The organism is Brevibacterium sp. CCUG 69071, from assembly GCF_021023135.1.
Taxonomy (GTDB): domain Bacteria; phylum Actinomycetota; class Actinomycetes; order Actinomycetales; family Brevibacteriaceae; genus Brevibacterium.
In genome coordinates this window covers 450,049-471,582 of record NZ_PGFV01000001.1, presented here as the reverse complement: position 1 = coordinate 471,582, position 21,534 = coordinate 450,049, and the positions used below count along the sequence as shown (strand labels likewise).

The window sequence follows — 21,534 nt, the reverse complement described above, 5'->3', positions numbered from 1 at the left end:
TACGGAACAGGTTCAACGCTTCTGCCGAACGATCTGCTCCTGCTCGACGTCATCGGACGAGGCGACCGAAGTGTCTTCGCTGCCGGCCTTCGAACCGCTGCCATCGGAGCTCACGAAGTTCTGCGTGAACTCGCCGAGGACGTTCTTCAGCTCTTCGCTGGTGTCATCGTCGAGCTTGAGGGTCTCACGGATGGTCGTGAAGATTCCCGTCTTCCGCTCGATGTGATCGTGCAGCTCGGTCTCGTACTTGAGCACGTCCGAGACCGGAATCTCATCCAGGTAGCCGTTGGTGCCAGCGAAGATGGACACGGTCTGCTTCTCGAACGGCATCGGCGAGTACTGAGACTGCTTGAGCAGCTCGGTCAGGCGGGCACCGCGAGCCAGATCGCGCTTGGTGGCATCGTCGAGGTCGGAGGCGAACATCGCGAAGGCCTCGAGCGAACGGTACTGAGCCAGCGAGATCTTCAGCGTACCCGAGACGCCCTTGAGCGCCTTCGTCTGTGCGGCGCCGCCGACACGGGAGACGGACACACCGACGTCGACAGCAGGGCGCTGACCGGCGTTGAAGAGGTCCGACTGAAGGAAGATCTGACCATCGGTGATCGAGATGACGTTGGTCGGAATGAACGCGCCGACGTCGTTGGCCTTGGTCTCGATGATCGGCAGACCGGTCATCGAACCGCCGCCGAGTTCATCGGAGAGCTTGGCGCAGCGCTCGAGCAGACGCGAGTGCAGGTAGAAGACGTCACCCGGGTAGGCCTCGCGGCCCGGCGGACGGCGCAGGAGCAGCGACACTGCACGGTAGGCCTCGGCCTGCTTCGACAGGTCGTCGAAGACGATGAGGACGTGTTTGCCGTCGTACATCCAGTGCTGACCGATGGCCGAACCGGCATAGGGCGCCAGGTACTTGTAGCCGGCGGGGTCGGAGGCAGGCGACGACACGATCGTCGTGTATTCGAGCGCGCCGGCCTCTTCGAGGGAGCGGCGGACACCGGCGATCGTGGAGCCCTTCTGGCCGACGGCGACGTAGATGCAGCGGACCTGCTTCTTCGGGTCGCCGGTCTCCCAGTTGGCCTTCTGATTGATGATCGTGTCGATCGCCAGAGCGGTCTTGCCGGTCTTGCGGTCGCCGATGATCAGCTGACGCTGTCCGCGTCCGACCGGGATCATTGCGTCGATGCTCTTGTAGCCCGTCTGCATCGGCTCGCGGACTTCCTGGCGATCCATCACGCCTGCAGCCTGGAGCTCGAGCTCACGGCGGCCGACGGTCTCGATTTCGCCGAGTCCGTCGACGGCACGACCCAGCGGGTCGACGACGCGACCGAGGTAGCCGTCGCCGACGGGGATCGAGAGGACCTCACCGGTGCGGTAGACGTTCTGCTCTTCGGCGATGCCGGAGAACTCGCCGAGGACGACAACGCCGATCTCGCGCTCGTCGAGGTTCTGTGCCAGTCCCAAGGTGCCGTCTTCGAACCGGAGGAGTTCGTTGGCCATGGTTCCGGGCAGACCGGATACGTGGGCGATTCCGTCACCGGCGGTGACGACCTTGCCGACCTCGCTCTTTACCGAGCTCTCGGGGTTGTACGATTCAACGAACTTCCCCAGAGCGTCCCGAATCTCTTCCGGGCGAATTGTCAGTTCCGCCATCTGGTTTCCCTGCTTCCTTTACTCAAATCTTGGTCTCCGGCGACCGGTGGGGCCGCCAGTGCTGCCGGAGGAGCCGGCCACTCGTGTCAACCTGCGAGCTTGCGCTGCACTTCGGCCAATCGGTCGGCCACGGTCGAGCTCATCATCTCGTCGCCGACCTGCACCCGGACTCCCCCGATGACATCGGGATCGACCTGGATGTTGAGAACGAGCTCGCGACCGTAGCTGGCCGAGAGCGCGGCTCCCAGCTTCTGGGTCTGAGTCTCGCTCAGCGGTTTGGCGACGGTGACGTCTGCGACCGAACGCTGCTGCCTGGCCGCGAGTATATCGCTGTACTGATCGAGGGCGGTCGCGACGCGAAGACCGCGCGGGTGCAGTGCCGCCTGGGTGATCAGTGTGATGGTGTCAGGCTGAGCCTTGTCGGCCAGCAGATCGGTGATCAGCTGACTCTTGACCTCAGCGGATGCCTCGGAATCGAGAGCTCGGCCGAGTTCGTGATCGCTCTCGGACAGGCGTGCGAAGCGGAAGACCTCTTCTTCTACCTGCCCGAGTCGGCTCTGCACCTGTGCGGCTGCGGCGATCGCAGTCACACCCGCAACCTCAAGACCTGTCACCAGGTCCTGGGTCCGCGCCCAACGCAGGCCGACGGCCTGGTCGCTGATCCGCAGAACGGCTTCGGTGGTCCGAGTCGAGAACAGAGTCCGCAGCAGCTGCTGCTTCTTCTCGGCCGACTCAGACGAGTCCGCCAAGGCCTTGCGCAGCTGCACGTTCTCGGCCAGAACCGACACGACGGCCAGCATGCCCTCACCGATCTCACGGGCATCGCCCGCGGAGATCTCGGTGTTGGCGGCTTCAAGAACGGCCTGCAGGGACAATCTGCTCGACTGGAGCATCACGCCCCCTTGACCGGCTGTGCGGACGACTTGGACTCGAGATCGGAGATGAAGCGGTCGACCACATTGGCCGAGCGCTGGTCATCGGTGAGGGACTCCCCGACGATCCGTGAAGCGAGATCCGTGGCCAGGGTGCCGACCTCCGAGCGCAGCTGCACCATGGCGGCCTGACGCTCGGCTTCGATCTGCGTCTGAGCCTGAGCGACGATGCGCTCGGACTCGGAGTGAGCCTGTGCCTTCATGTCGGCGATGATCTGGGCGCCCTCTTCCTGAGCCTCGGCGCGCAGTCGTGCAGCCTCTGCACGACCGTCGGCGAGCTGCTTCTGATACTCGGCCAGAGCCTGATCGGCTTCGGCCTGCACCTTCTCAGCCTTCTCAATGCCACCCTGGATGCGCTCGGCGCGCTCATCGAGTGTCTTGTTGAAGGCCGGGAGGACGTACTTCCAGACAACCAGGAAGACGATCAGCAGACAGACGGCACTCCAGACGATGTCATACAGCGCGGGGAGAAGCGGGTTTCCGCCCTCTTCCGCTGCCGCGAGAATGTGTACCGGAGTCATCGTTTAGTCCTCTTCGCGATCAGGGCAGGAAGAACGGGGTGGCGATACCGATGAGGGCCAGGGCCTCGATCAGAGCGATACCGAGGAACATGTTTCCGCGCAGAGCGCCGGCCATCTCGGGCTGACGAGCGGTTCCCTCGATGGTCTTGCCGATGACGATACCGACACCGATACCGGGGCCGATGGCGGCGAGGCCGTAGCCAATCGTCGAGACGCTTCCTGAAACTTCAGCGAGCATATCCATTGATTGCTTTTCCTTTCATATGGCAGCCGGGTGGTTGGCCCGGCCTTGTAACACCAGGGGGTTACAGATTGTGGGGTCGTAACTCAGTGGTCGTCCGAGATCGCGGCATTGATGTAGACGCAGGACAGAAGGGCGAAGATGTAGGCCTGGAGGCAGACGACCAGCATCTCGAGCAGGAAGACGAAGAATCCGCCGGCGAAAGTGAGGATCGAGAAGAACTGGAAGCCGTTGGAGGCGTCGAAGAGGAAGAAGCTCGTTGCGGAGAAGCAGAGCACGAGCAGCAGGTGGCCGACCATCATGTTCGCGAAGAGTCGGATCGCCAGCGTGAACGGCTGGGTGATGAACTTCGTGATGAACTCGATCGGGATGAGTAGGATGTGCATCGGCCACGGCACGCCGGGCAGGATGAGCGAATCCTTGAGGTAGCGCCCGATGCCCTTCTCGGCGATGCCTGCCCAGTGGTACGTCACGTAGACGACGAGCGTGAGGACGATCGGGAGACCGATGACGCCGGTGCCGGGCATATTCAGGAACGGAATCAGCTTCGTGACGTTCCAGAACAGGATGCCGAAGAAGATCGCCACGATCAGCGGCATGAACTTCTTCGCCTTCTCCTTGCCCATGGTGTCTTCGGCGATGCCGACGGTGACGAACTCCATGGCGAGTTCCATGGCCGACTGGAAGCGGCTGGGGATGAGCTTCATTCTGTTAGCCCACACGGCCAGCAGAATCACGACGGCGGCGGTCGCGAGGATGCGGATGAGCATCACGCGGTTCATCTCAAACGGAGTGCCCTCGAAGAGGAAAGCCGCTGGAAAGAATTCGGCCATCGAAGGGGCGTGGAAGCCACCTTCTGCAGCATTGAGCGTCGTGTTCGCGGCGTTGAGTGTTCCCACGTTTGTTTTACTCTCCCATGGTCAAGGGCCTTGATGGCCTGGCCTTGGCCACGCGAACGCTGCGTGGCTTTTGGTTCAGGAGCGACATGGAGCTACAGATGGCTCCAGCACCAGGTCTACTCTACCAATTGTAGAGAGCTGCCGACAAATCCATCAGCCTTTGCTGTGCAATTTCTGTCAGCTCGGTTCTCCCGGCGCCCGCTCACGGTTACCTTCGAGTCATTTCGCTTCCGGATCGACATAGGGAACTCGCCCCTTGACCACGGTCAGCGCCTCCACCAGTGACGAGCCGATGACGGCGACGACGATGGTGAAGAAGGCGACCGTCCCGTCGAGCCATGCGGCGTCCTTGAGACGCCAAATCACGATCATGAAGATGAAGGCCTTGAACAGAAAGCCCATGCCCAGGAACCCAGCGATGGTCGTCAGCCCCATGTTCCGACCGAGGTACATGATGACCAGCGTGATGATGATGAACACGGCGGCCAGTCCCCCGCCGACCGCGCCGCCGAGCAGACCTTCGGTGCCGGAGATCAGCCAGCCGATGCCCATGCCGAGGATCGCGACGGCGAGGACGAGGACGATCCCGCGCACGAGCATCGTCTTCCACACGCGGGTCCAGGCAGCCTGCACGGCGGTCTCCTGGGGACGGGACGGGTCGGACTGAGCAGTCACGAGAGTTCCTCTCTGGCTTTCTGTCGCATACGCAGGGGGTAGAAGGTGAAGATCAGAGTGACGGCGAAGAGTCCGCCGACGAGGCAGGCGACGAACACCCAGCTGCGGAAGAGCAGGAGCACGGAGCCGAAGGCGATGAGCGCGGTCCACGTGTAGAGGATGAGGACTGCGCGGGCATGGGAGTGACCCAGGCGGAGCATTCGGTGATGGAGATGCTTCGCATCGGCGGAGAAGGGGGACTGTCCGGCCATCAGCCGGCGCACCACGGCGAGGCCCAGGTCGAGCAGCGGCAGAAACATCACGGCGATCGGCAGGATGATCGGCATGAATGTCGCGAACACGCGTTCCTGCCCGATGAGAGCGGGATCGACCTGGCCGGTGACCCGGATCGTCGAGGCGGCGAGCAGCAGCCCGATGAGCATCGAACCGGAATCGCCCATGAAGATGCGCGCGGGATTGAAGTTGTGGGGCAGGAAGCCGACGCAGGCGCCGACGAGGATGGCGATGATGAGCGAGGCCAGGTTCGCATAGGAATCGGGTGAGGCATCCCGGGCCAGCCAGTAGGAGTAGATGAAGAAGGCGCTGCCGCCGATGGCCACAACTCCGGCGGCGAGTCCGTCGAGGCCGTCGACGAAGTTCACGGCATTGATGGTGACGAGGACGACGAGGATGGTGATGATGATCGACATCCGCGGCGAGCCGATGATCACTCCCCCGAAGGGAATCGAGAGCAGTGCGACGCCGTTGATCGCCATGAACCCGGCCGCCAGCGCCTGGCCGGCGAGTTTCGTGATCCAGTGCAGATCCCAGATGTCATCGATGATGCCGAGAACGCAGAGGACGGCCGCGGCCCCGGCGATGCCGATGATCGGACCGGTGTCGACGAAGATCCGCTGCAGGAACGGCGTCTGTGAGGCGAAGACCAGCCCGACGATCACCGCACCGAACATCGCCACTCCCCCCAGCCTCGGCGTGGGGACGGAATGCACGTCCCGCTCGCGCAGGGGCGAGAAGATCAGCCCGCGTTCGGCGACCCTCTTGACCATGGGGGTCAGCAGGTACGCCACGAGGGCGGAGACGATGAGGATGAAGAGGTAGGCGCGCACTCAGCCGTCCAGGTCGATCAGCTCGGGGATGACCTCCCGCAGCTCGGCCGCGGTGATGGGTCCCTCGCGGACGATGCGCGGGGTCTGCCCGCTGAGGTCGATGATCGTCGAGGCCAGGCCGGATTCGCGCGCACCGCCGTCGACGTAGATGTCGATGTCTTCGCCGAGCATCTCCTGCGCCTCGTCCACCGAGGTGGCTGCGGGAGAGCCGCTGGTGTTCGCACTCGAGACCGCGAGCGGACCGGTGCGGCCGAGGAGGGCGAGGGCGTACTCATCGTCGGGCATCCGCACGGCGACCGTTCCGTGGGTGTCGCCGAGGTCCCAGTCGAGGGAGGGTTGGGCGTTGGCGATGATCGTCAGCGGACCCGGCCAGAACCGTGAGGTCAGTGCCAGCACGCGGTCATCGACGCCGTCGACGAGTCCGAAGATCGTCTCCGCACGGGGCACGAGCACCGGCGGCGGCATATTGCGTCCGCGCCCCTTCGCGGCGAGCAGCGAGGCGACGGCCGAGGCGCTGAATGCGTCGGCGGCGACCCCGTAGACCGTGTCGGTGGGGATGACGAGCAGATTGCCCGCTTCGCTGACTCGGGCGCACTCGTCGAGGACCAGCTCGCGAATGTCGGCTTGGCTGACGTCGAATCGTCTCGACACGCGTTCTCCGTTTCGAATCTCGGGTGGCAGTGGCGACGGAGGGATCCCCGTGGTCACCGGCTCGTCTCTGTCATGCGCCGAGCCACCGTGTAGCGGTCGCGTCCAGTGTAGTCCGGGAAGGTCGCGGCCTGTCTCAGACTGGCCGTGGAGGCGATGAGTTCGCGCGCCCCCGCCCCCTGTTCCTCACTGTGTTCCATGATGAAGAATCCACCGGGGCGCAGCAGCGATTCGGCCTGCAGGATGATCTGCGCGGGGATCTCGAGACCGGTCGATCCGCCGTAGAGTGCGGCAGCGGGATCGTGCTCGCGCACTTCGGCATCACGTGGGACAGCCGCATCGGGGACATAGGGAGGGTTGGTCACCACGACATCGGCGCTGCCGTGGAGTGCAGGCGTGTCGTCGGCGAAGGTCGTCGCGTCGCCCTCGACGAAGTCGACCGAGGACTCGCCGAGGTGGGTCCGCTCGAGGTTGATCCGCGACCATTCGAGGGCGGTGCGTTCGCGTTCGACGCCGATGACCCGGACCCCGGGATGTTCACTGGCCAGGGACAGGCTGATCGCCCCGGATCCGGAGCACAGATCGATGACGAGAGGAGCAGCGCCCTCGGCACGGGACTTGAGCTCCTCGAGGACCTCTGTCACCAGCAGTTCGGTTTCGGGGCGGGGAACGAAGACACCGGGTCCGACGCTGAGTTCGAGATGGCGGAAGTGGGCGGTGCCGGTCAGATGCTGGAGTGGGACACGCTGTCTGCGTCGTTCGCATAAGCGCGCGAAGTCACCTGCCACTTCGGCAGGCACCTCCTCGTCGAAGAGGCGTCGCCGCGACAGCGTCTGGGTCTCGATTCCCCACGCATGAGCGAGCAGGGACGAAGCGTCCGGCGCGGGATTGGCAATGCTGGCCTCGGCGAGCAGCCCCTCGGCCGCACGCAGCAGGGTCGACACGCGCTGCCGGGGGTGCGCGTCCAGATCAGTCTCCCAGGGCGTCGAGGCGAGCGGCCTTGTCGGCATCACGGCAGGAGCCGACCACCGGATCGAGATCGCCGGCAAGCACCTGGTCGAGGTTGTAGGCCTTGTATCCCGTTCGGTGATCGGTGATCCGATTTTCCGGAAAGTTGTAGGTCCGGATTCGCTCCGAACGGTCGACGGTGCGGACCTGGGACCGGCGGATGTCGGCGGCCTCGGCCGCGGCCTCATCGGCCTGTTTGGCGAGGATGCGGGCACGCAGCATCCGCATCGCCGCCTCCTTGTTCTGCAGCTGTGACTTCTCGTTCTGGCAGCTGGCGGTGATGCCGGTCGGCAGGTGCGTGATCCGCACGGCCGAATCCGTGGTGTTCACCGACTGTCCGCCGGGACCCGATGAACGGTAGACATCGATGCGCAGATCGTTGTCGTCGAGGTGGATCTCCTCGGGCTCATCGACCTCGGGGAAGACGAGCACGCCTGCGGCCGAGGTGTGGATGCGCCCCTGCGATTCGGTCACCGGGACTCTCTGCACCCGGTGGACACCGCCTTCGAACTTGAGCCACCCGTAGGCGCCTTCGTCCTTGGCCTTGATGGCCATCGAGACGTCCTTGTAGCCGCCGAGGTCCGAATGCGTGGCGTCGAGGATCTGTGCTGACCAGCCCCGCGAGTCGACCCACCGCTGGTACATCCGCAGCAGGTCGCCCGCGAAGAGAGCTGACTCGTCGCCGCCCTCGCCGGCCTTGATCTCGATGATCGCATCTCGGGCGTCATCGGGATCGCTGGGCACGAGGAGATCCTTGAGCGCGGTCTCGACCTCGCTCATCTCCTCGGCCAGGCGCCCCGCCTCGGCGGCGAATTCGGAGTCGTCGTCCGCGAGTTCCTCCGCGGCCGCATGATCCTCTTCGAGCCGAGCGAACCGACGGGCGGCCACGGCCACCTTCTCGAGTTCGGCGTAGCGCCTCGTCAGCTTCTTGGCCCGGCCGGCGTCAGTGTGGACAGCAGGATCGGAGAGCTCCTCCTGCAGTCTCGAATGCTCATCGAGCAGTGCGCTGACGTTGGCGGCGAGGGTGTCATCGGCCATCTCAGCTGTTGTCGGTCGAGGACTTCGGCAGTGGAGTGGTCTTCTGCACCTGCATGAGGAACTCGACGTTCGAGCCGGTCTCCTTGAGCTTGGACATGAGCAGTTCGACGGCCTGCTGCTGCTCGAGACCCGAGAGCAGACGGCGCAGCTGCCACATCACCTTGGTCTCCTCGCCGGTCATCAGGATCTCCTCGCGACGTGTGCTCGAGGCGTTGACGTCGATGGCCGGGAAGATGCGCTTGTCGGCGAGCTGACGGCTCAGGCGCAGCTCCATGTTGCCGGTGCCCTTGAACTCCTCGAAGATGACCTCGTCCATCTTGGATCCGGTCTCGACGAGCGCCGTGGCGAGAATGGTCAGCGAGCCGCCGTTCTCGATGTTGCGGGCGGCACCGAAGAACTTCTTCGGCGGGTACAGTGCGTTCGCATCGACACCGCCGGAGAGGATCCGGCCCGAGGCGGGCTGTGCGATGTTGTAGGCACGGCCGAGTCGGGTGATGTTGTCGAGGAGGACGACGACGTCCGATCCCATCTCGACGAGGCGCTTGGCCCGTTCGATGGCGAGTTCGGCGATGGTCGTGTGATCGTCGGCGGGACGGTCGAAGGTCGAGGCGATGACCTCTCCCTGCACCGCACGCTGCATGTCCGTGACTTCCTCGGGACGCTCGTCGACGAGGACGACCATGAGGTGGACCTCAGGGTTGTTCTCGGTGATCGCGTTGGCGATCTGCTGCATGATCGTCGTCTTACCGGCCTTCGGGGGCGCGACGATGAGGCCGCGCTGGCCCTTGCCGATCGGGGTGATGAGATCGATCATGCGCGTCGCGTGCAGCTTCGAGGTGGTCTCGAGCCGCATGCGCTCCTGCGGGTAGAGCGGTGTCAGCTTCGAGAATTCGACCCGGCTGCGCGCATCGTCGACGGTCAGACCGTTGACGGAATCGAGGCGCACGAGAGCGTCGAACTTCTCGCGCTTGCTGTTGCGCTGCTCGTTCTCGCGCGGCTGACGGATGGCACCGGCGACGGCATCGCCCTTGCGCAGACCGTTCTTGCGGACCATCGATGCGGAGACGTAGACGTCATTGGGACCGGGCAGGTAGCCCGATGTCCGCAGGAAGGCGTAGTTGTCATGGACATCGAGGATGCCGCCGACGGGGATGAGCACGTCGTCGTTGCGGATCTCGGGCTCGTCGTTGCCGCGTCCGCGACGTTTGCGATCCCGGCCGCGACCGCGACGTCCGCCGCGGTCATCGTCGTCGTTGTTGTTGCGGTTGTTCCGACGATCGTTGTTGCCGCGGTCGTTGCGGTTTCCACGGTCGTCGTTGTCCCCGCCCTGACGATTGCGACGGTCATTTCCGCCCCGGTCGTTGCCCCGGTCGCTGCGGTCATCACGATCATTGCCGCGATCGTCACGGTCGTTGCCGCGGTCGTTGCGGTCATCGCGATCGTTGCTGCGGTCGCTGCCGTTGCGGTCGTTGTTGCGGTCGTTGTTGCCGCCGTTGCCGCCCCGATCGTTGCGTCCGTTGCCGCCGCGATCGCCGCGTGATCCGCGATCGTTCGACTCCTCGGAGTCCTGAGCGCGGTCGTCCTTCTGCCCGTCACCGCTGCGGGAACGCGAACGTCCCCGGCGCGACCGTGAACGATCCTCGTCTCCGGAAGACTGCGCCGGCGCGGACTCCTGTGCGTTCGCAGAGTCGGAATCGGACTGCGGCTCGATGATCAGAGCGGGTGCCTCATCCGAGGTGACCGAGGCCGCGGAGCGACGCGAGCTACGGCCCTTCGGCGCATCGCTCCTCGCTTCGTCGTTCTTCGCTGAGTCGGCGGCCTTGGAGTCGTCGGCAGACTTCTCGGAGGCTGCAGGTGCGGCGGAGCCGGACTTCGGTGCGGATTTCGCCGCTCCCGAGCCGTTCTGGTTGTTGATGGCGTCGATCAGCTCGCTTTTGCGGAGTCGACGGTACCCTTTGATTCCCAGGCCCGCTGCCATTTCCTGGAGCTGGGGCAGACGCAGGGCGGTCAGACTGCCCGTACGAGGCGTGGAATCTTGAGTAGTGGTTTCAGACACGAAGGTCCTTCTCCCTCTTTCGGCCGTGCGGCAAGAGCCGTTTACTCACGGCGACGGAAACACCGTTGACGGTGCATTGTGAAAGAAAACCTGCTGAAGATGAGCAGGAGACGTTCCAGAATCTGTGACATTGAATGTGGGTTCGCGATGTATATCGCACAACCCGATCACTGGAGGAACACCCTCAGTTTACTTGCTTATCGACGATCTTGCGAATCGATTGCTCAAGTTTCTCGGAACACCCGATATCCCCCGAGGTCAATGGGCGTGCGCAGCAGCGCCACCGACTCCGGCACACAATCGGCGGGCACCGAGTCGGCGAGAACCAGAACCGTCGGACCGGCCCCTGAGATCACCGCGGGCAGCCCCCGCGACCGCAGGGCGTCGACGAGATCCATCGACTCCGGGTAGGCCTCGCGGCGGAATTCCTGATGCAGCTGATCCTGCGTCGCTTCGAAGAGCACCGAGGCGTCGGAGGCGAAGCCGTGGACGAGGAGACCCGTCCGCGCCGAATTCTCGCCGGCACGTTCATGTTCGATCGAGACGGGGATGAGGCCGCGGGCGATATCGGTGTCGAGGCGATGCTCGGGAACAAGGACGGTGACCGTGGACAGGGTGGTGACCGCGACCTGCCAGGCCCGTGCAGGGTGGGACAGCGAGATCGTCAGACCGCCGTAGACGGCGGGCGCCGCATTGTCCGGATGGCCCTCGTATTCCGTGGCGAGTTCGAGCACGCGTGCCCGGTCGAGCTCGCCGCCGCCGAAGACGGCGGCGACCTCTCCGGCCAGTGCGATCCCGGCCACGACCGCTGCGGCCGAGGAGCCGAGTCCCCGCGAGTGCGGTATCCGATTGACGCAGTCGAGGCTCAGCCGTTCGGCGAGTCCCTCGATCGCCTCGGGGAATTCGCCGGCGAGCACCTCGGTGATGATGCGCATGATCAGATGGGTGCGATCTCGCGGCAGCGACTCGGCCCCCTCCCCCGTCACGCTCACGCAGGACTCGTCGGCGACCGGTTCGTCATGGACGGTCAGCGTCAGCGTGTCGACCAGGTCCAGGGCGAGGCCGAAGGCGTCGTAGCCGGGCCCCAGATTCGCCGAGGTGGCCGGGACCTCGAGTCGGATCCGGACACTCACCGGTCTTCGAGTCCCAGGGCCCGTGCGGCGCTGACCGCGTCGACCGAGACCCGCAGGGGTTCGATCTCCGAGCCGTCGGCGGTGTGCAGCGCCCAACTGGGATCCTTGAGGCCGTGTCCCGTCACGGTCACCGCGATCTTCGCCCCGCTCGGAACCTTTCCGGCCGCGGACATCTTGAGCAGGCCGGCCACCGAGGCCGCCGAACCCGGTTCGACGAAGATGCCCTCGTCGCGGGAGAGGATCTTGTGAGCGGCCAGGATCTCCTCATCACTGACCGAATCGATGACTCCGCCCGAGGAATCCCGGGCTTCGATGGCCTGCGCCCAGCTGGCGGGATTGCCGATACGGATCGCCGTGGCGATGGTGTCGGGTTCGTCCACGGGGTGGCCGAGGACGATCGGGGCGGCACCGGCCGCCTGGAATCCCCACATCTGCGGCAGGCGAGTCGAGACGCCGATCTCCTGGTACTGGCGGTAGCCCTTCCAATACGCGGTGATGTTGCCGGCGTTGCCGACGGGCAGGACATGGATGTCCGGGGCATCGCCGAGCACGTCGACGACCTCGAAGGAAGCGGTCTTCTGGCCCTCGATGCGGTCGGGATTGACCGAATTGACGAGGTGGACCGGATAGGACTCGGAGAGTTTGCGGCACAGCGTCAGGCAGTCGTCGAAGTTGCCGTCGACCTCGAGCAGGGTGGCCCCGTGGGCGATGGCCTGGCTCATCTTGCCCGGCGCGATCTTGCCCGTCGGCACGAGCACGGCGCAGGTCAGTCCGGCCTTGGTCGCATAGGCCGCGGCCGAGGCGGAGGTGTTGCCCGTCGACGCGCAGATCACGGCCTTGGCACCGTGGGCCACGGCCTTCGTGATCGCCATCGTCATGCCGCGGTCCTTGAACGATGCGGTCGGGTTGAGGCCTTCGTACTTCACCCACACCTCGGCGCCGGTGATCTCACTGAGCTTCTCCGCCCGGATCAGTGGTGTTCCGCCTTCTCCGAGGGTGACCGCGGGGGTGGAATCGGAGATGCCGAGCAGGCTCCGGTACTCCTCGACGACGCCCTGCCACTGATGTCTGGGAAATGTCATTCTCACTGTCCTTCTACACGGATCACGGATTTGACGGCGCGGACCACGGGGAGGCCGCCGAGGCGATCGACCGTTCCCCTCAGGGTCGCGTCGGTGTTCGTGTGGGTGGCGAGCACCAGTTTGGCATGCTGGATGCCCTGGTCGTCGATCTCTCCCACGGTCTGGCGCATGAGTTCGATGGAGGCGCCCTCATAGGCGAAGACCTCCGACACGGCGGCCAGGACACCGGGACGATCGACCACGTCGAGCGTGATGTGGTACCTGGTGGTGATGGCCGAGATCGGCAGGATCCGCGAGTCGGAGTGGAACGGGCGCTCATACTGTCCGCGCCCGCCGAGCACCTTCCGGCGGGCCACGGAGACCACGTCGCCGAGCACTGCCGAGGCGGTCGGGGCACCGCCGGCACCCTGGCCGTAGAACATCAGCGAACCGGCCGCCTCCGCCTCGATGAAGACGGCGTTGAAGGCTCCGCGCACGGTCGCCAGGGGGTGGCTGCGGCCGAGCAGCGCGGGATAGACGCGCGCCGAGAGACCGGCACCGGCCGGTGAGTCCGCGACTCGTTCGCAGACGGCGAGGAGTTTGATGACGAACCCCTGGTCCCGGGCGGTCTCGACCATCTCCGCGGTGATCGACTCGATGCCCTCCACGTGGACGTCGTCGATCGAGACGGGGGCGTGGAAGGCCAGCGAGGACAGAATCGCGGCCTTGGCCGCGGCATCGTGTCCGCCGACATCGGCCGTGGGGTCCGCCTCGGCGAAGCCCAGCTCCTGTGCGGTGGCCAGCGCATGGGCGAAGTCCCAGTCCTCGGTGTCCATCTGGTCGAGGATGTAGTTGGTGGTGCCGTTGACGATGCCCATGATCCGTTCGATCCGGTCGCCGGCCAGCGAATCGCCGACCGGACGGATGATCGGGATCGCACCGGCCACTGCGGCCTCGTGCTCGAGGCGGACCCCGGCGCGATCGGCCGCGGACATGAGTTCGCCGTAGTGGCCGGCCAGGAGCGCCTTGTTCGCGGTGACGACCGATGAGCCCTGGGCGAGGGCGGCGGTGATGAGGGACTTCGCCGGCTCGATGCCGCCCATGAGTTCGATGACGATGTCTGCCCCGGCGATCGCCGCTTCGGCATCTGTCGTCAGCAGCGAGCGGTCGATGCCGGGACGGTCCTTCTCGATATCGCGGACGACGACCGCGCTCAGCTCCAGAGGCGCGCCGATGCGCTCCGCCAGACCGTCACCCCGGTTCTGAATGCGGGAGGCGACCTCCGTGCCGACGACGCCGCATCCGAGCATGGCCACTTTCAGCGCCTGCATATCCTCACCTTTCCGCTGTGATCGAAGCTGTTCGTGCAAATCATCCGTTCCTCACCTGGGCCATTCCCGGGTCCGTGGAGAACATCTGGGTGTGGTCCTCGGGAGTCACGATCCACTCAACTGTATCCGCACTCACCGCCAGGACTCCGGGGCGGGGCTGATGATTGTAGTTGTTGGCCAGAGAACGGCAGTATGCGCCGGTGCTGGGAACCGCGACGAGGTCGCCGGCGGTGACGTCGGCGCCGATGTACTCATCGCGGACGATGATGTCTCCGGATTCGCAGTGTCTGCCGACGACCCGGACGATGGCGGGCTCTGCCTGAGAGGCCCGGTTGGCCAAGGTACACGAGTAGTCCGCGTCGTAGAGCGCGGTCCGGATGTTGTCGCTCATTCCTCCGTCGACCGCGACGTAGGTGCGTTCGCCGCTGTCCGTGGCCACTCGCTTCACGGTGCCGACCCGATAGAGCGTGAACATCGTGGGCGAGACGATCGCCCGGCCGGGTTCGATCGAGATCCGGGGCACGTTCGTGCCCAGGCCGCGGCATTCCTTCGCGACCACCTCGGCGAGTTCTCCCGCCATCTCCGCCACGGGAATCGGAGTGTCCTGGGAGGTGTAGCGGATGCCGAATCCGCCGCCGAGATCGATATCGGGCAGGTCGACGCCGTGTTCGGCCATGATCTGCGCACGGAGTTCGAGCACTCGGGCGGCCGCGACGCGGAACCCGGAGATGTCGAAGATCTGGGAGCCGATGTGGGAGTGCAGGCCGTCGAAGCGCAGATGCTGCGAGTTCGCGACGACCTCCGCGGCGGCTGCGGCGGTCCCATCGGAGACGGACAGGCCGAACTTCTGATCCTCGTGCGCGGTGGCGATGAAATCGTGGGTGTGAGCTTCGACGCCGACGGTCACCCGCAGCATCACCGGCGCGAGCACGCCCTTGGCGGCGGCGATCGATTCGAGCAGGGCGACCTCGTCGAGGCTGTCGACGAAGATTCTGCCGACGCCGTAGTCGAGGGCGTATTCGAGTTCGGCCGCGGACTTGTTGTTGCCGTGCAGGCCGACCCGCTCACCGGGCACGCCGGCGGCCCGAGCGATCATCATCTCGCCGAGAGTGCAGGTGTCGAGTCCGAGTCCGGCCTCGTGCACCCAGCGGGCGACTGCGGTGCACAGGAAGGCCTTGCCCGCATAGAAGACATCGACGCCGGCCAGCCCCTTCTCCTCGGAGAAGGCGGCGGAGTAGGTCGACAGGTAGGTCTGGGCCCGGGCCTTGAAGTCGGCGACGTCCATCACCAGAGTCGGCGTTCCGAACCGCTCCGCGAGCTCCGTGACTTCGTGTCCGGCGATGCTGAGCACTCCCTCGGCGGTCTTCGTGACATTGTCCGACCACAGACTCGGCAGCAGAGCGTTGACATCCTCGGGGTAGGGCAGCCAGACGGGAGCCGGGGTCGCGTGCAGAGGTCCTGCGATATGTGCGGGCATTACATCCTCTCCGGGGCCGAAGCTCCCAGTTGTCGAAGTCCTGCGGCGAGGACGGTGATGGCGGCGCGGACCAGCAGCAGCCGGGAGGCGTGGACCCTCGCGATCTCCACGTCGATCGTCGGAGTCACGACGCAGACGGCGATCCAGTCCTCGAATGCCTCGACCACGGCCGACAGTGTGGCGAGGAAAGAACTCCCATCGCCGGAGTCGAGAGCCCGAGGCAGACCGTTGCGAGCCTGCGCGAGCGCATTCAGCAGGACCACCTCGGTGACATGGACGAGCGTATCCGCGTCGAAGTCGGTCGGATCGATCCCGGCCGCTGTCGCACGACGGTGCGCGCGGTGGGCGGCCGCATGGGCCAGCTGGATGCGCCGCACTCCCTCGGCTGCATCCGACACCGCCTGGCCGGGCAGGAAGCCCTCCCCCAGGTCCACGATCTCGAGGGCTGCCCGGGACCGGCCGGCCGTGGTCAGGGTGATGTTGATGAAGCCCGGCCCGGCGACCTCGGCGGCGGCCACGCGCGGCTCGGTGCGGATGCGGGCCGCGATCTCCGCGGCGTATCGTCGGGGGTCGCCGGTGGCGTCGCACAGGGCGAGGTTCGTCGTCCAGTCCCCGTGTTCGTGCGAATCGGGTCGGCGGACGAAGAAGTCGGGATGTGGAGCCGGAGCGGATCCCTGCGCCGCACGAGCGGTCGCCGAGGCGCGCTCCAGTGCGGCATGCAGAAGTTCCGGGGTCACTCGGACAGAGTACTATTCGGCATCTGGCGAGGACGAATCCGACGTCGTCTTCGCTCTCATTGCGAGACCGCCGTCATCGGCCTGCGGTGGGGCTGCGGTCGCGGCGGCGCAGCGGAAGGGTCTCAGATCGTCCCGGGTCTCAGATCGTTCCAGGTCTCAGATCGTCCCGGGTCTACACGCCGCGTGGCTGACCGCGAACTTGACCCCGACCGAGGCGAGGACGAGCAGATAGGCGGGCCAGGAGGCGTCGAAGCTCTGGAGCAGGAAGGCGAAGGCGAGCGGGCCGACGGCCGCCATGAGATAGCCGCCTCCTTGGACGAAGCCGGACAGTGCCGCCGAGGACTCCGCGCTGCCCGAGCGCAGGGTGATCAGCGTCAGTGCCAGGGGGAACGTGGAGATCCCGACGCCCAGCAGAACCGTCCACAGCACGGGGGCCGCGCTCGGAATCAGCCACAGTCCGATGTATCCCAGGGCCAGACTCAGGCAGAAGGCCGCGACGATGACATAGGCCGACCGCATCTTCTGGGCCAGTGCGGGCAGCACGAACCCGAGGACGAGGGGAATCGCGGTGACGAGAGCGAGCATGGCCCCGGCGAAGGTCGCATCGAATCCGGCCCGGGTGAGCAGCGAGGGCAGCCAGGTGAAGAGGATGAAGTTGTTGAATGAGGTCAGGCCCGTCATCGTCATCAGTGCCCAGGCGCGAGGGCTCCTGACCAGGCGGGAGAGCTCGCTGCCGCCGACGACGGTCGCGGCCACCTCGGCGCGGGGAGCCGGGCGCAGCACGACGATGAGGACCCAGACGAGGACGGCGAGTCCGGCGAAGCCCGCCCAGACGAGCAGCGATCCGCGCCACGCGAGGCCTGTGGCCAAGGGCACGGCGACGAGCGGCGGTATGAAGGTGCCCAGCTGCAGCAGGCCGACATGGACGGTCGACATGAGGGCGACCCGGTCGGGGAAGTACGACTTGACGATCGGCGGGATCACGACGTTGCCGATGCCCATGCCCAGCAGCGCGAGCACGCTGAGGCCGAGGAAGATCACCGGGGAGTCGATGAGCGCGCGCACACCGAGTCCGACCGCGATCATCACCATCGCGGCCAGGGTGATCGTCAGTCCCGAGAACCTGTTGTACAGGCGTGGGGTGATGAAGCCGCTGAGTCCGTAGAGCAGCGGGGGTAGCATGCCGATGACGGCGAGGAAGGTCGCGCCGAGGCGGATGTCCTGTCCCATCAGATCGAGCAGAGGGGACAGACCTGTCACACCGGGCCGAAGGTTGAATGCGGCGACGATGATTCCGAGGATGACCAGAATTCCTGTCCACGCAGATCTCATGGTCTTCTTTGTACCATCGCCCCTCCCCGGCCGGGCATGGCGGGGTGGGCTCAGTGCCCGTGTTTGAGTCCCTCCACGGGCGAGAGTCTGGCCGCCCGCCGGGCCGGTGCGAGTGCCGACAGGAGGCCCGCGATCACCGCCACCGCGAGGATGCCCAGTGATGCCGGCAGCGACCAGTCGACGATGAGCGCAGTTGCGAAGTCGATCGTGAGCAGGCGCGTGCCGACGATGCCCAGTCCCCCGCCGAGGACGATGCCGATCAGTGCGGCCACCGATGAGACCAGCACGGCTTCGAGGGCGAGGAGGGCCCGCAGCTGCGCGATGCTCAGGCCCAGGGCGCGCATCAGAGCGTTCTCCCGGCGGCGTTCGATCACCGAGAGGCTCACGGTGTTCGAGACCCCGAGGAGGGCGATGAGGACGGCGACGAGGAGGAGGACCACTGCGCACACGAGCAGGACGTCGATGAACTCGGAGTAGACCCCGCGAGCGATGGCCGAGCCGGTCACCTCGTCGCTGGAGACGTCGAGGATCTCGGCGATCTGACTCTGGACTGCGAAGATGCCCGCCACATCGACATCGGGGCTGAGCTTGACCAGCACCGAGGTGGTCGTCGCGGAGACTCCGAGATCGTTGCCGACGTCGGTGGTGGTGAAGAGGGCAAGATTCGAGTTTCCCTGCTTCTCCACGGGCACGTTCATCTCGTTGAGGCCTTTGGCCCGAACCGTCGAAGCGGGGTAGTCCTCGGGAACGATGACGCGACCGGGGCTGAGTTCCGGAGCACCCTCGCCGAGGACGCTTGCGGCCGCTTCCGGATCGATCACATAGAGTTCGGGGACGGCGCCGTCGATGTCGTCGAGGGCCTGCGCACGATGCGCGACGGCGACGGCGGACACCGGCTCGAGAGAGCGCAGCTTGTCGAGGGCGTCCTCGTCGACCGCCGTGTCGAGAGGGACGGCGACGTCGACGGGAAAGCGCTCGTCGAGTCCGTGCCCGAGTGTGGCCTTCGTCGACAGTCCTCCGACGAGGATGGTCGAGACGAGAGTCACGCCGATGATCAGTGCGCTGGCGGTGGTGGCGGTGCGCCGGCGATTGCGCAGCGTGTTCAATGTCGCCAGACGGCCCGGGACTCCCCAGGGGCTGAGTACGAGCTCCCCGATCCCGGCGACGATCGGAGGAATGATCTGGGCGGAGCTGATCACGAGGCCGGTGACGATGAGGGCACCGCCCAGAGCTCCCCCGAGGACCCAGCCCTGGGAGGAGGCGGCCAGAGCGAGCGAGACGGTGAGCAGACCGATTCCGAGGATGATGGCCGACCACCCGGAGATCTGCCGGGGCCGGCTCCGCGAGGCCGGGGCGAACGAGGCGTCGAAGGGCTGCAGCGCCTCGAGCGGGGTGACGGCGATGGCGCTGCGGGCCGGTCGGATCGTGGCGAGGATCGTCAGCAGCACGCCGACGGCGATGCCCGCGGCCGGCGCGGTCACGGGCACCTCCACGATGCTGTGGGCGAAGTTCTCCGGCCACAGGCGCTTCGCGAAGGCGGAGAGGGCGTAGCTGAACCCCGTGCCCCCGAGCACCCCGAGGACCGAACCGATCAGGCCGACCGCGCCGCCCTCTGCGACCACGGAGGCGTAGATCTGTGTCCTGGAGGCGCCGAGACAGCGCAGGAGCGCGAATTCACGACGGCGACCGGCGACGATGACGGAGAAGGTGTTGGAGACCACGAGGATCGCGACGATCACGGAGATCCCTGCGAAGACGAGCAGCATGGCGGCGATGACGTCATTGCCGCCCGAGAGCCGTTCGGCCTTGGCCTCGGTGGCTTCCGCGACGTCCATCACCTCGAGGCTCTTGTCCAGCTGAGAGGAGTCGATCGCCGCCTGCAGACCGCGACGCACCTCGGCCGGGTCCGCGGAGTCGTCCAGGGCGACCTGGACGGCGATGACATCGCCCTGGGAGGCGAAATGCTCCTGATAGCTCGCCGAGGTGGTCAGTGCCCGGTTCATCCCCGGGGCGCTGGGGTCGACGCCCATGTCGGCGATGCCGACCACCGTGAACGTGGTCGTGCTCTGACTCGGTCCGCGGTAGATCGGAACATCGTCCTCGCCGTTCTCGACGGGAACCACGTCGACGGAGAACCGGACCTCGTCGCCGATTCCGACACCGAGATCCTGCGCGGTCTTCTCATCGAGGACGAGATCGGTGATTGCCAGCGGTCGGCTGCCTTCGACGATGCTGAAGGTGTCGAGACCAGGATCAGCTGGGGACGGCGAGAGGGCGAAGGTGCTCTCGGAGAATGTGCTGCCGCGTCCGCTGGTCGTGGTCCGCGACGACACCGCCACAGAGTCCACCCCGTCCGTTGTCGACAGCGGCTCGACCAGAGGGGCGATCTCGCGTCCGTCGACGAAGACGTCCTGTCCGGGGATGACGACGAGATCCGCGTTCGAGAAGGCGTTGCCGACCGACTCGCGCAGGCTCGCCTGCAGCGAGGAGCTGATGATGATCGTGGTGGCCACGAAGCCGGCCGCAAGTGCGATCCCGAGTCCGATTGCGAGGAATCTGGCCCAGTGGATGCGGATCTGGGCCAGAGCGACAGCGATCACAGATCGCTCAGTTCGCTCAGCGCCGTCACCACCGTTTCGCGGGTCGGCCGTCTGACCTCTCCACCGGCGCGTCCGTCCTTGAGTAAGACGACCCGATCGGCGTGTGAGGCGGCGACCGGGTCGTGGGTGACCATGATGATCGTCTGCCCGTAGACAGTGGTGGCGCTGCCGAGGAGATCGAGCACCTCCGCGCCCGCGTGGGAATCGAGATTGCCGGTCGGCTCATCGGCGAAGATGACGTCCGGCCTGGTCAGCAGCGCACGGGCGACGGCGACCCGCTGCTGCTGTCCTCCGGAGAGTTCATGCGGACGATGGCCGAGGCGGTCGCCGAGTTCGAGGCGGTCGATGACTTCGGCCTTCCAGTCCCGGTCGATTCTCTTTCGGGCCAGTGCGACGGGCAGTTCGATGTTCTGTTCTGCGCTGAGTGTGGGCACGAGGTTGAAGGCTTGGAAGATGAACCCGACCCGGTCGCGGCGGAGTTGGGTGAGCTCCTTGTCATCGAGGGAGGTGATCTCCTGGCCGCGCATGGTGATCGATCCCGCGTCGACGCGGTCGAGTCCCGCAAGGACGTGCATGAAAGTCGATTTCCCGGAACCCGAGGGACCCATGATCGCGGTGAACCGACCCGATTCGAAGTCGACGCTGATGTCATCGAGAGCGTTGACCGCGGTATCGCCCCGGCCGAAGCCCTTGCGCAGGTGCTCGGCTCGCAGCACGATATCGCCTGCGGCGGGTCCATCCGCGCCTGAATCGTGAGTGCGCACGGCGCCCCGGGGGCTGGCCGCTTCGGCTTCGGACACTCCTGCAGGATTCGACATCTTCACTTTCGCACGCGGACCGGCATCGTCACCGTCTACCTTAGTCGGTGCCCGGCCCGGCCGCTCATCTGCCGACTCGGCACCCGAGGCTGCGAGGCAGTGGGTGAGGCCGCCGGGACAAGGTCGACAGGACAAGCAGAACCGCCCACCTCGATATGTGAGGTGGGCGGTTCGGATGGTGCCCGCGACAGGATTCGAACCTACGACCTTCTGCTCCGGAGGCAGACGCTCTATCCACTGAGCTACGCGGGCAACGGATGCAATGCTATCACCG

19 protein-coding genes and 1 tRNA gene are annotated in these 21,534 nt (G+C 65.9%); all 20 read right to left on the bottom strand.

Annotation, left to right across the window (positions count from 1 at the left end; translation table 11 throughout):
* Positions 1–12 precede the first annotated feature (12 nt).
* Complete coding sequence (atpA, locus tag CV023_RS02140) at positions 13–1,647, bottom strand: F0F1 ATP synthase subunit alpha (RefSeq protein WP_230743823.1); 1,635 nt, start codon at positions 1,645–1,647, stop codon at positions 13–15.
* Positions 1,648–1,733: 86 nt separating this feature from the next.
* Positions 1,734–2,540, bottom strand: a complete 807-nt coding sequence (locus CV023_RS02135; protein ID WP_230743822.1) for a F0F1 ATP synthase subunit delta — start codon at positions 2,538–2,540, stop codon at positions 1,734–1,736.
* Positions 2,540–3,100, bottom strand: coding sequence for a F0F1 ATP synthase subunit B (locus CV023_RS02130; protein ID WP_230743821.1), 561 nt, complete (start codon positions 3,098–3,100; stop codon positions 2,540–2,542). The genes CV023_RS02135 and CV023_RS02130 overlap by 1 nt, the downstream gene beginning before the upstream one ends.
* A gap of 19 nt (positions 3,101–3,119) precedes the next feature.
* A complete protein-coding gene (gene atpE / locus CV023_RS02125; protein ID WP_166971395.1) occupies positions 3,120–3,344 on the bottom strand; it encodes a F0F1 ATP synthase subunit C in 225 nt (74 codons plus the stop codon).
* An 83-nt stretch (positions 3,345–3,427) separates the two neighbouring features.
* Positions 3,428–4,240, bottom strand: coding sequence for a F0F1 ATP synthase subunit A (gene atpB, locus CV023_RS02120; RefSeq protein WP_230743820.1), 813 nt, complete (start codon positions 4,238–4,240; stop codon positions 3,428–3,430).
* Between the two features lie 219 nt (positions 4,241–4,459).
* On the bottom strand, positions 4,460–4,915 hold the full coding sequence (locus tag CV023_RS02115) for a hypothetical protein (RefSeq protein WP_230743819.1): 456 nt from the start codon (positions 4,913–4,915) through the stop codon (positions 4,460–4,462).
* On the bottom strand, positions 4,912–6,021 hold the full coding sequence (locus tag CV023_RS02110; protein ID WP_230743818.1) for an MraY family glycosyltransferase: 1,110 nt from the start codon (positions 6,019–6,021) through the stop codon (positions 4,912–4,914). Before CV023_RS02110 ends, CV023_RS02115 begins: the two co-directional genes overlap by 4 nt.
* Positions 6,022–6,672 carry an L-threonylcarbamoyladenylate synthase gene (locus tag CV023_RS02105; RefSeq protein ID WP_230743817.1) on the bottom strand — a complete coding sequence of 217 codons (651 nt, stop codon included), beginning with the start codon at positions 6,670–6,672 and terminating at the stop codon, positions 6,022–6,024.
* Between the two features lie 53 nt (positions 6,673–6,725).
* Complete coding sequence (prmC, locus tag CV023_RS02100) at positions 6,726–7,679, bottom strand: peptide chain release factor N(5)-glutamine methyltransferase (protein ID WP_230743816.1); 954 nt, start codon at positions 7,677–7,679, stop codon at positions 6,726–6,728.
* Entirely contained in the window at positions 7,639–8,715 is a 1,077-nt protein-coding gene (gene prfA / locus CV023_RS02095) for a peptide chain release factor 1 (RefSeq protein WP_230743815.1), read from the bottom strand. Before prfA ends, prmC begins: the two co-directional genes overlap by 41 nt.
* Before the next feature lies 1 nt (position 8,716).
* A complete protein-coding gene (rho, locus tag CV023_RS02090; protein WP_230743814.1) occupies positions 8,717–10,771 on the bottom strand; it encodes a transcription termination factor Rho in 2,055 nt (684 codons plus the stop codon).
* A 224-nt stretch (positions 10,772–10,995) separates the two neighbouring features.
* Positions 10,996–11,904 carry a homoserine kinase gene (thrB, locus tag CV023_RS02085; protein ID WP_230743813.1) on the bottom strand — a complete coding sequence of 303 codons (909 nt, stop codon included), beginning with the start codon at positions 11,902–11,904 and terminating at the stop codon, positions 10,996–10,998.
* On the bottom strand, positions 11,901–12,986 hold the full coding sequence (gene thrC, locus CV023_RS02080) for a threonine synthase (protein WP_230743812.1): 1,086 nt from the start codon (positions 12,984–12,986) through the stop codon (positions 11,901–11,903). The genes thrB and thrC overlap by 4 nt, the downstream gene beginning before the upstream one ends.
* A 2-nt stretch (positions 12,987–12,988) precedes the next feature.
* Positions 12,989–14,296 carry a homoserine dehydrogenase gene (locus tag CV023_RS02075; RefSeq protein WP_230743811.1) on the bottom strand — a complete coding sequence of 436 codons (1,308 nt, stop codon included), beginning with the start codon at positions 14,294–14,296 and terminating at the stop codon, positions 12,989–12,991.
* Between the two features lie 40 nt (positions 14,297–14,336).
* Positions 14,337–15,773 carry a diaminopimelate decarboxylase gene (lysA, locus tag CV023_RS02070; RefSeq protein WP_230743810.1) on the bottom strand — a complete coding sequence of 479 codons (1,437 nt, stop codon included), beginning with the start codon at positions 15,771–15,773 and terminating at the stop codon, positions 14,337–14,339.
* A complete protein-coding gene (locus CV023_RS02065; RefSeq protein WP_230743809.1) occupies positions 15,773–16,510 on the bottom strand; it encodes a DALR anticodon-binding domain-containing protein in 738 nt (245 codons plus the stop codon). The genes lysA and CV023_RS02065 overlap by 1 nt, the downstream gene beginning before the upstream one ends.
* A gap of 156 nt (positions 16,511–16,666) precedes the next feature.
* Positions 16,667–17,842, bottom strand: coding sequence for an MFS transporter (locus CV023_RS02060; RefSeq protein ID WP_230743808.1), 1,176 nt, complete (start codon positions 17,840–17,842; stop codon positions 16,667–16,669).
* A 50-nt stretch (positions 17,843–17,892) separates the two neighbouring features.
* Positions 17,893–20,442 (bottom strand): FtsX-like permease family protein, encoded by a 2,550-nt coding sequence (locus CV023_RS02055; protein ID WP_230743807.1) that lies wholly within the window; start codon positions 20,440–20,442, stop codon positions 17,893–17,895.
* Entirely contained in the window at positions 20,439–21,260 is an 822-nt protein-coding gene (locus CV023_RS02050) for an ABC transporter ATP-binding protein (protein WP_230743806.1), read from the bottom strand. Before CV023_RS02050 ends, CV023_RS02055 begins: the two co-directional genes overlap by 4 nt.
* Before the next feature lie 176 nt (positions 21,261–21,436).
* A tRNA-Arg gene (locus tag CV023_RS02045) sits at positions 21,437–21,512 on the bottom strand.
* Between the last annotated feature and the right edge of the window lie 22 nt (positions 21,513–21,534).

Coding starts and splice junctions, on each gene's coding strand:
- atpA (WP_230743823.1), bottom strand. CDS start 1,647: ATGGCGGAACTGACAATTCGCCCGGAAGAGATTCGGGACGCTCTGGGG.
- CV023_RS02135 (WP_230743822.1), bottom strand. CDS start 2,540: ATGCTCCAGTCGAGCAGATTGTCCCTGCAGGCCGTTCTTGAAGCCGCC.
- CV023_RS02130 (WP_230743821.1), bottom strand. CDS start 3,100: ATGACTCCGGTACACATTCTCGCGGCAGCGGAAGAGGGCGGAAACCCG.
- atpE (WP_166971395.1), bottom strand. CDS start 3,344: ATGGATATGCTCGCTGAAGTTTCAGGAAGCGTCTCGACGATTGGCTAC.
- prmC (WP_230743816.1), bottom strand. CDS start 7,679: ATGCCGACAAGGCCGCTCGCCTCGACGCCCTGGGAGACTGATCTGGAC.
- prfA (WP_230743815.1), bottom strand. CDS start 8,715: ATGGCCGATGACACCCTCGCCGCCAACGTCAGCGCACTGCTCGATGAG.
- thrC (WP_230743812.1), bottom strand. CDS start 12,986: ATGACATTTCCCAGACATCAGTGGCAGGGCGTCGTCGAGGAGTACCGG.
- CV023_RS02075 (WP_230743811.1), bottom strand. CDS start 14,296: ATGCAGGCGCTGAAAGTGGCCATGCTCGGATGCGGCGTCGTCGGCACG.
- lysA (WP_230743810.1), bottom strand. CDS start 15,773: ATGCCCGCACATATCGCAGGACCTCTGCACGCGACCCCGGCTCCCGTC.
- CV023_RS02060 (WP_230743808.1), bottom strand. CDS start 17,842: ATGAGATCTGCGTGGACAGGAATTCTGGTCATCCTCGGAATCATCGTC.
- CV023_RS02050 (WP_230743806.1), bottom strand. CDS start 21,260: ATGTCGAATCCTGCAGGAGTGTCCGAAGCCGAAGCGGCCAGCCCCCGG.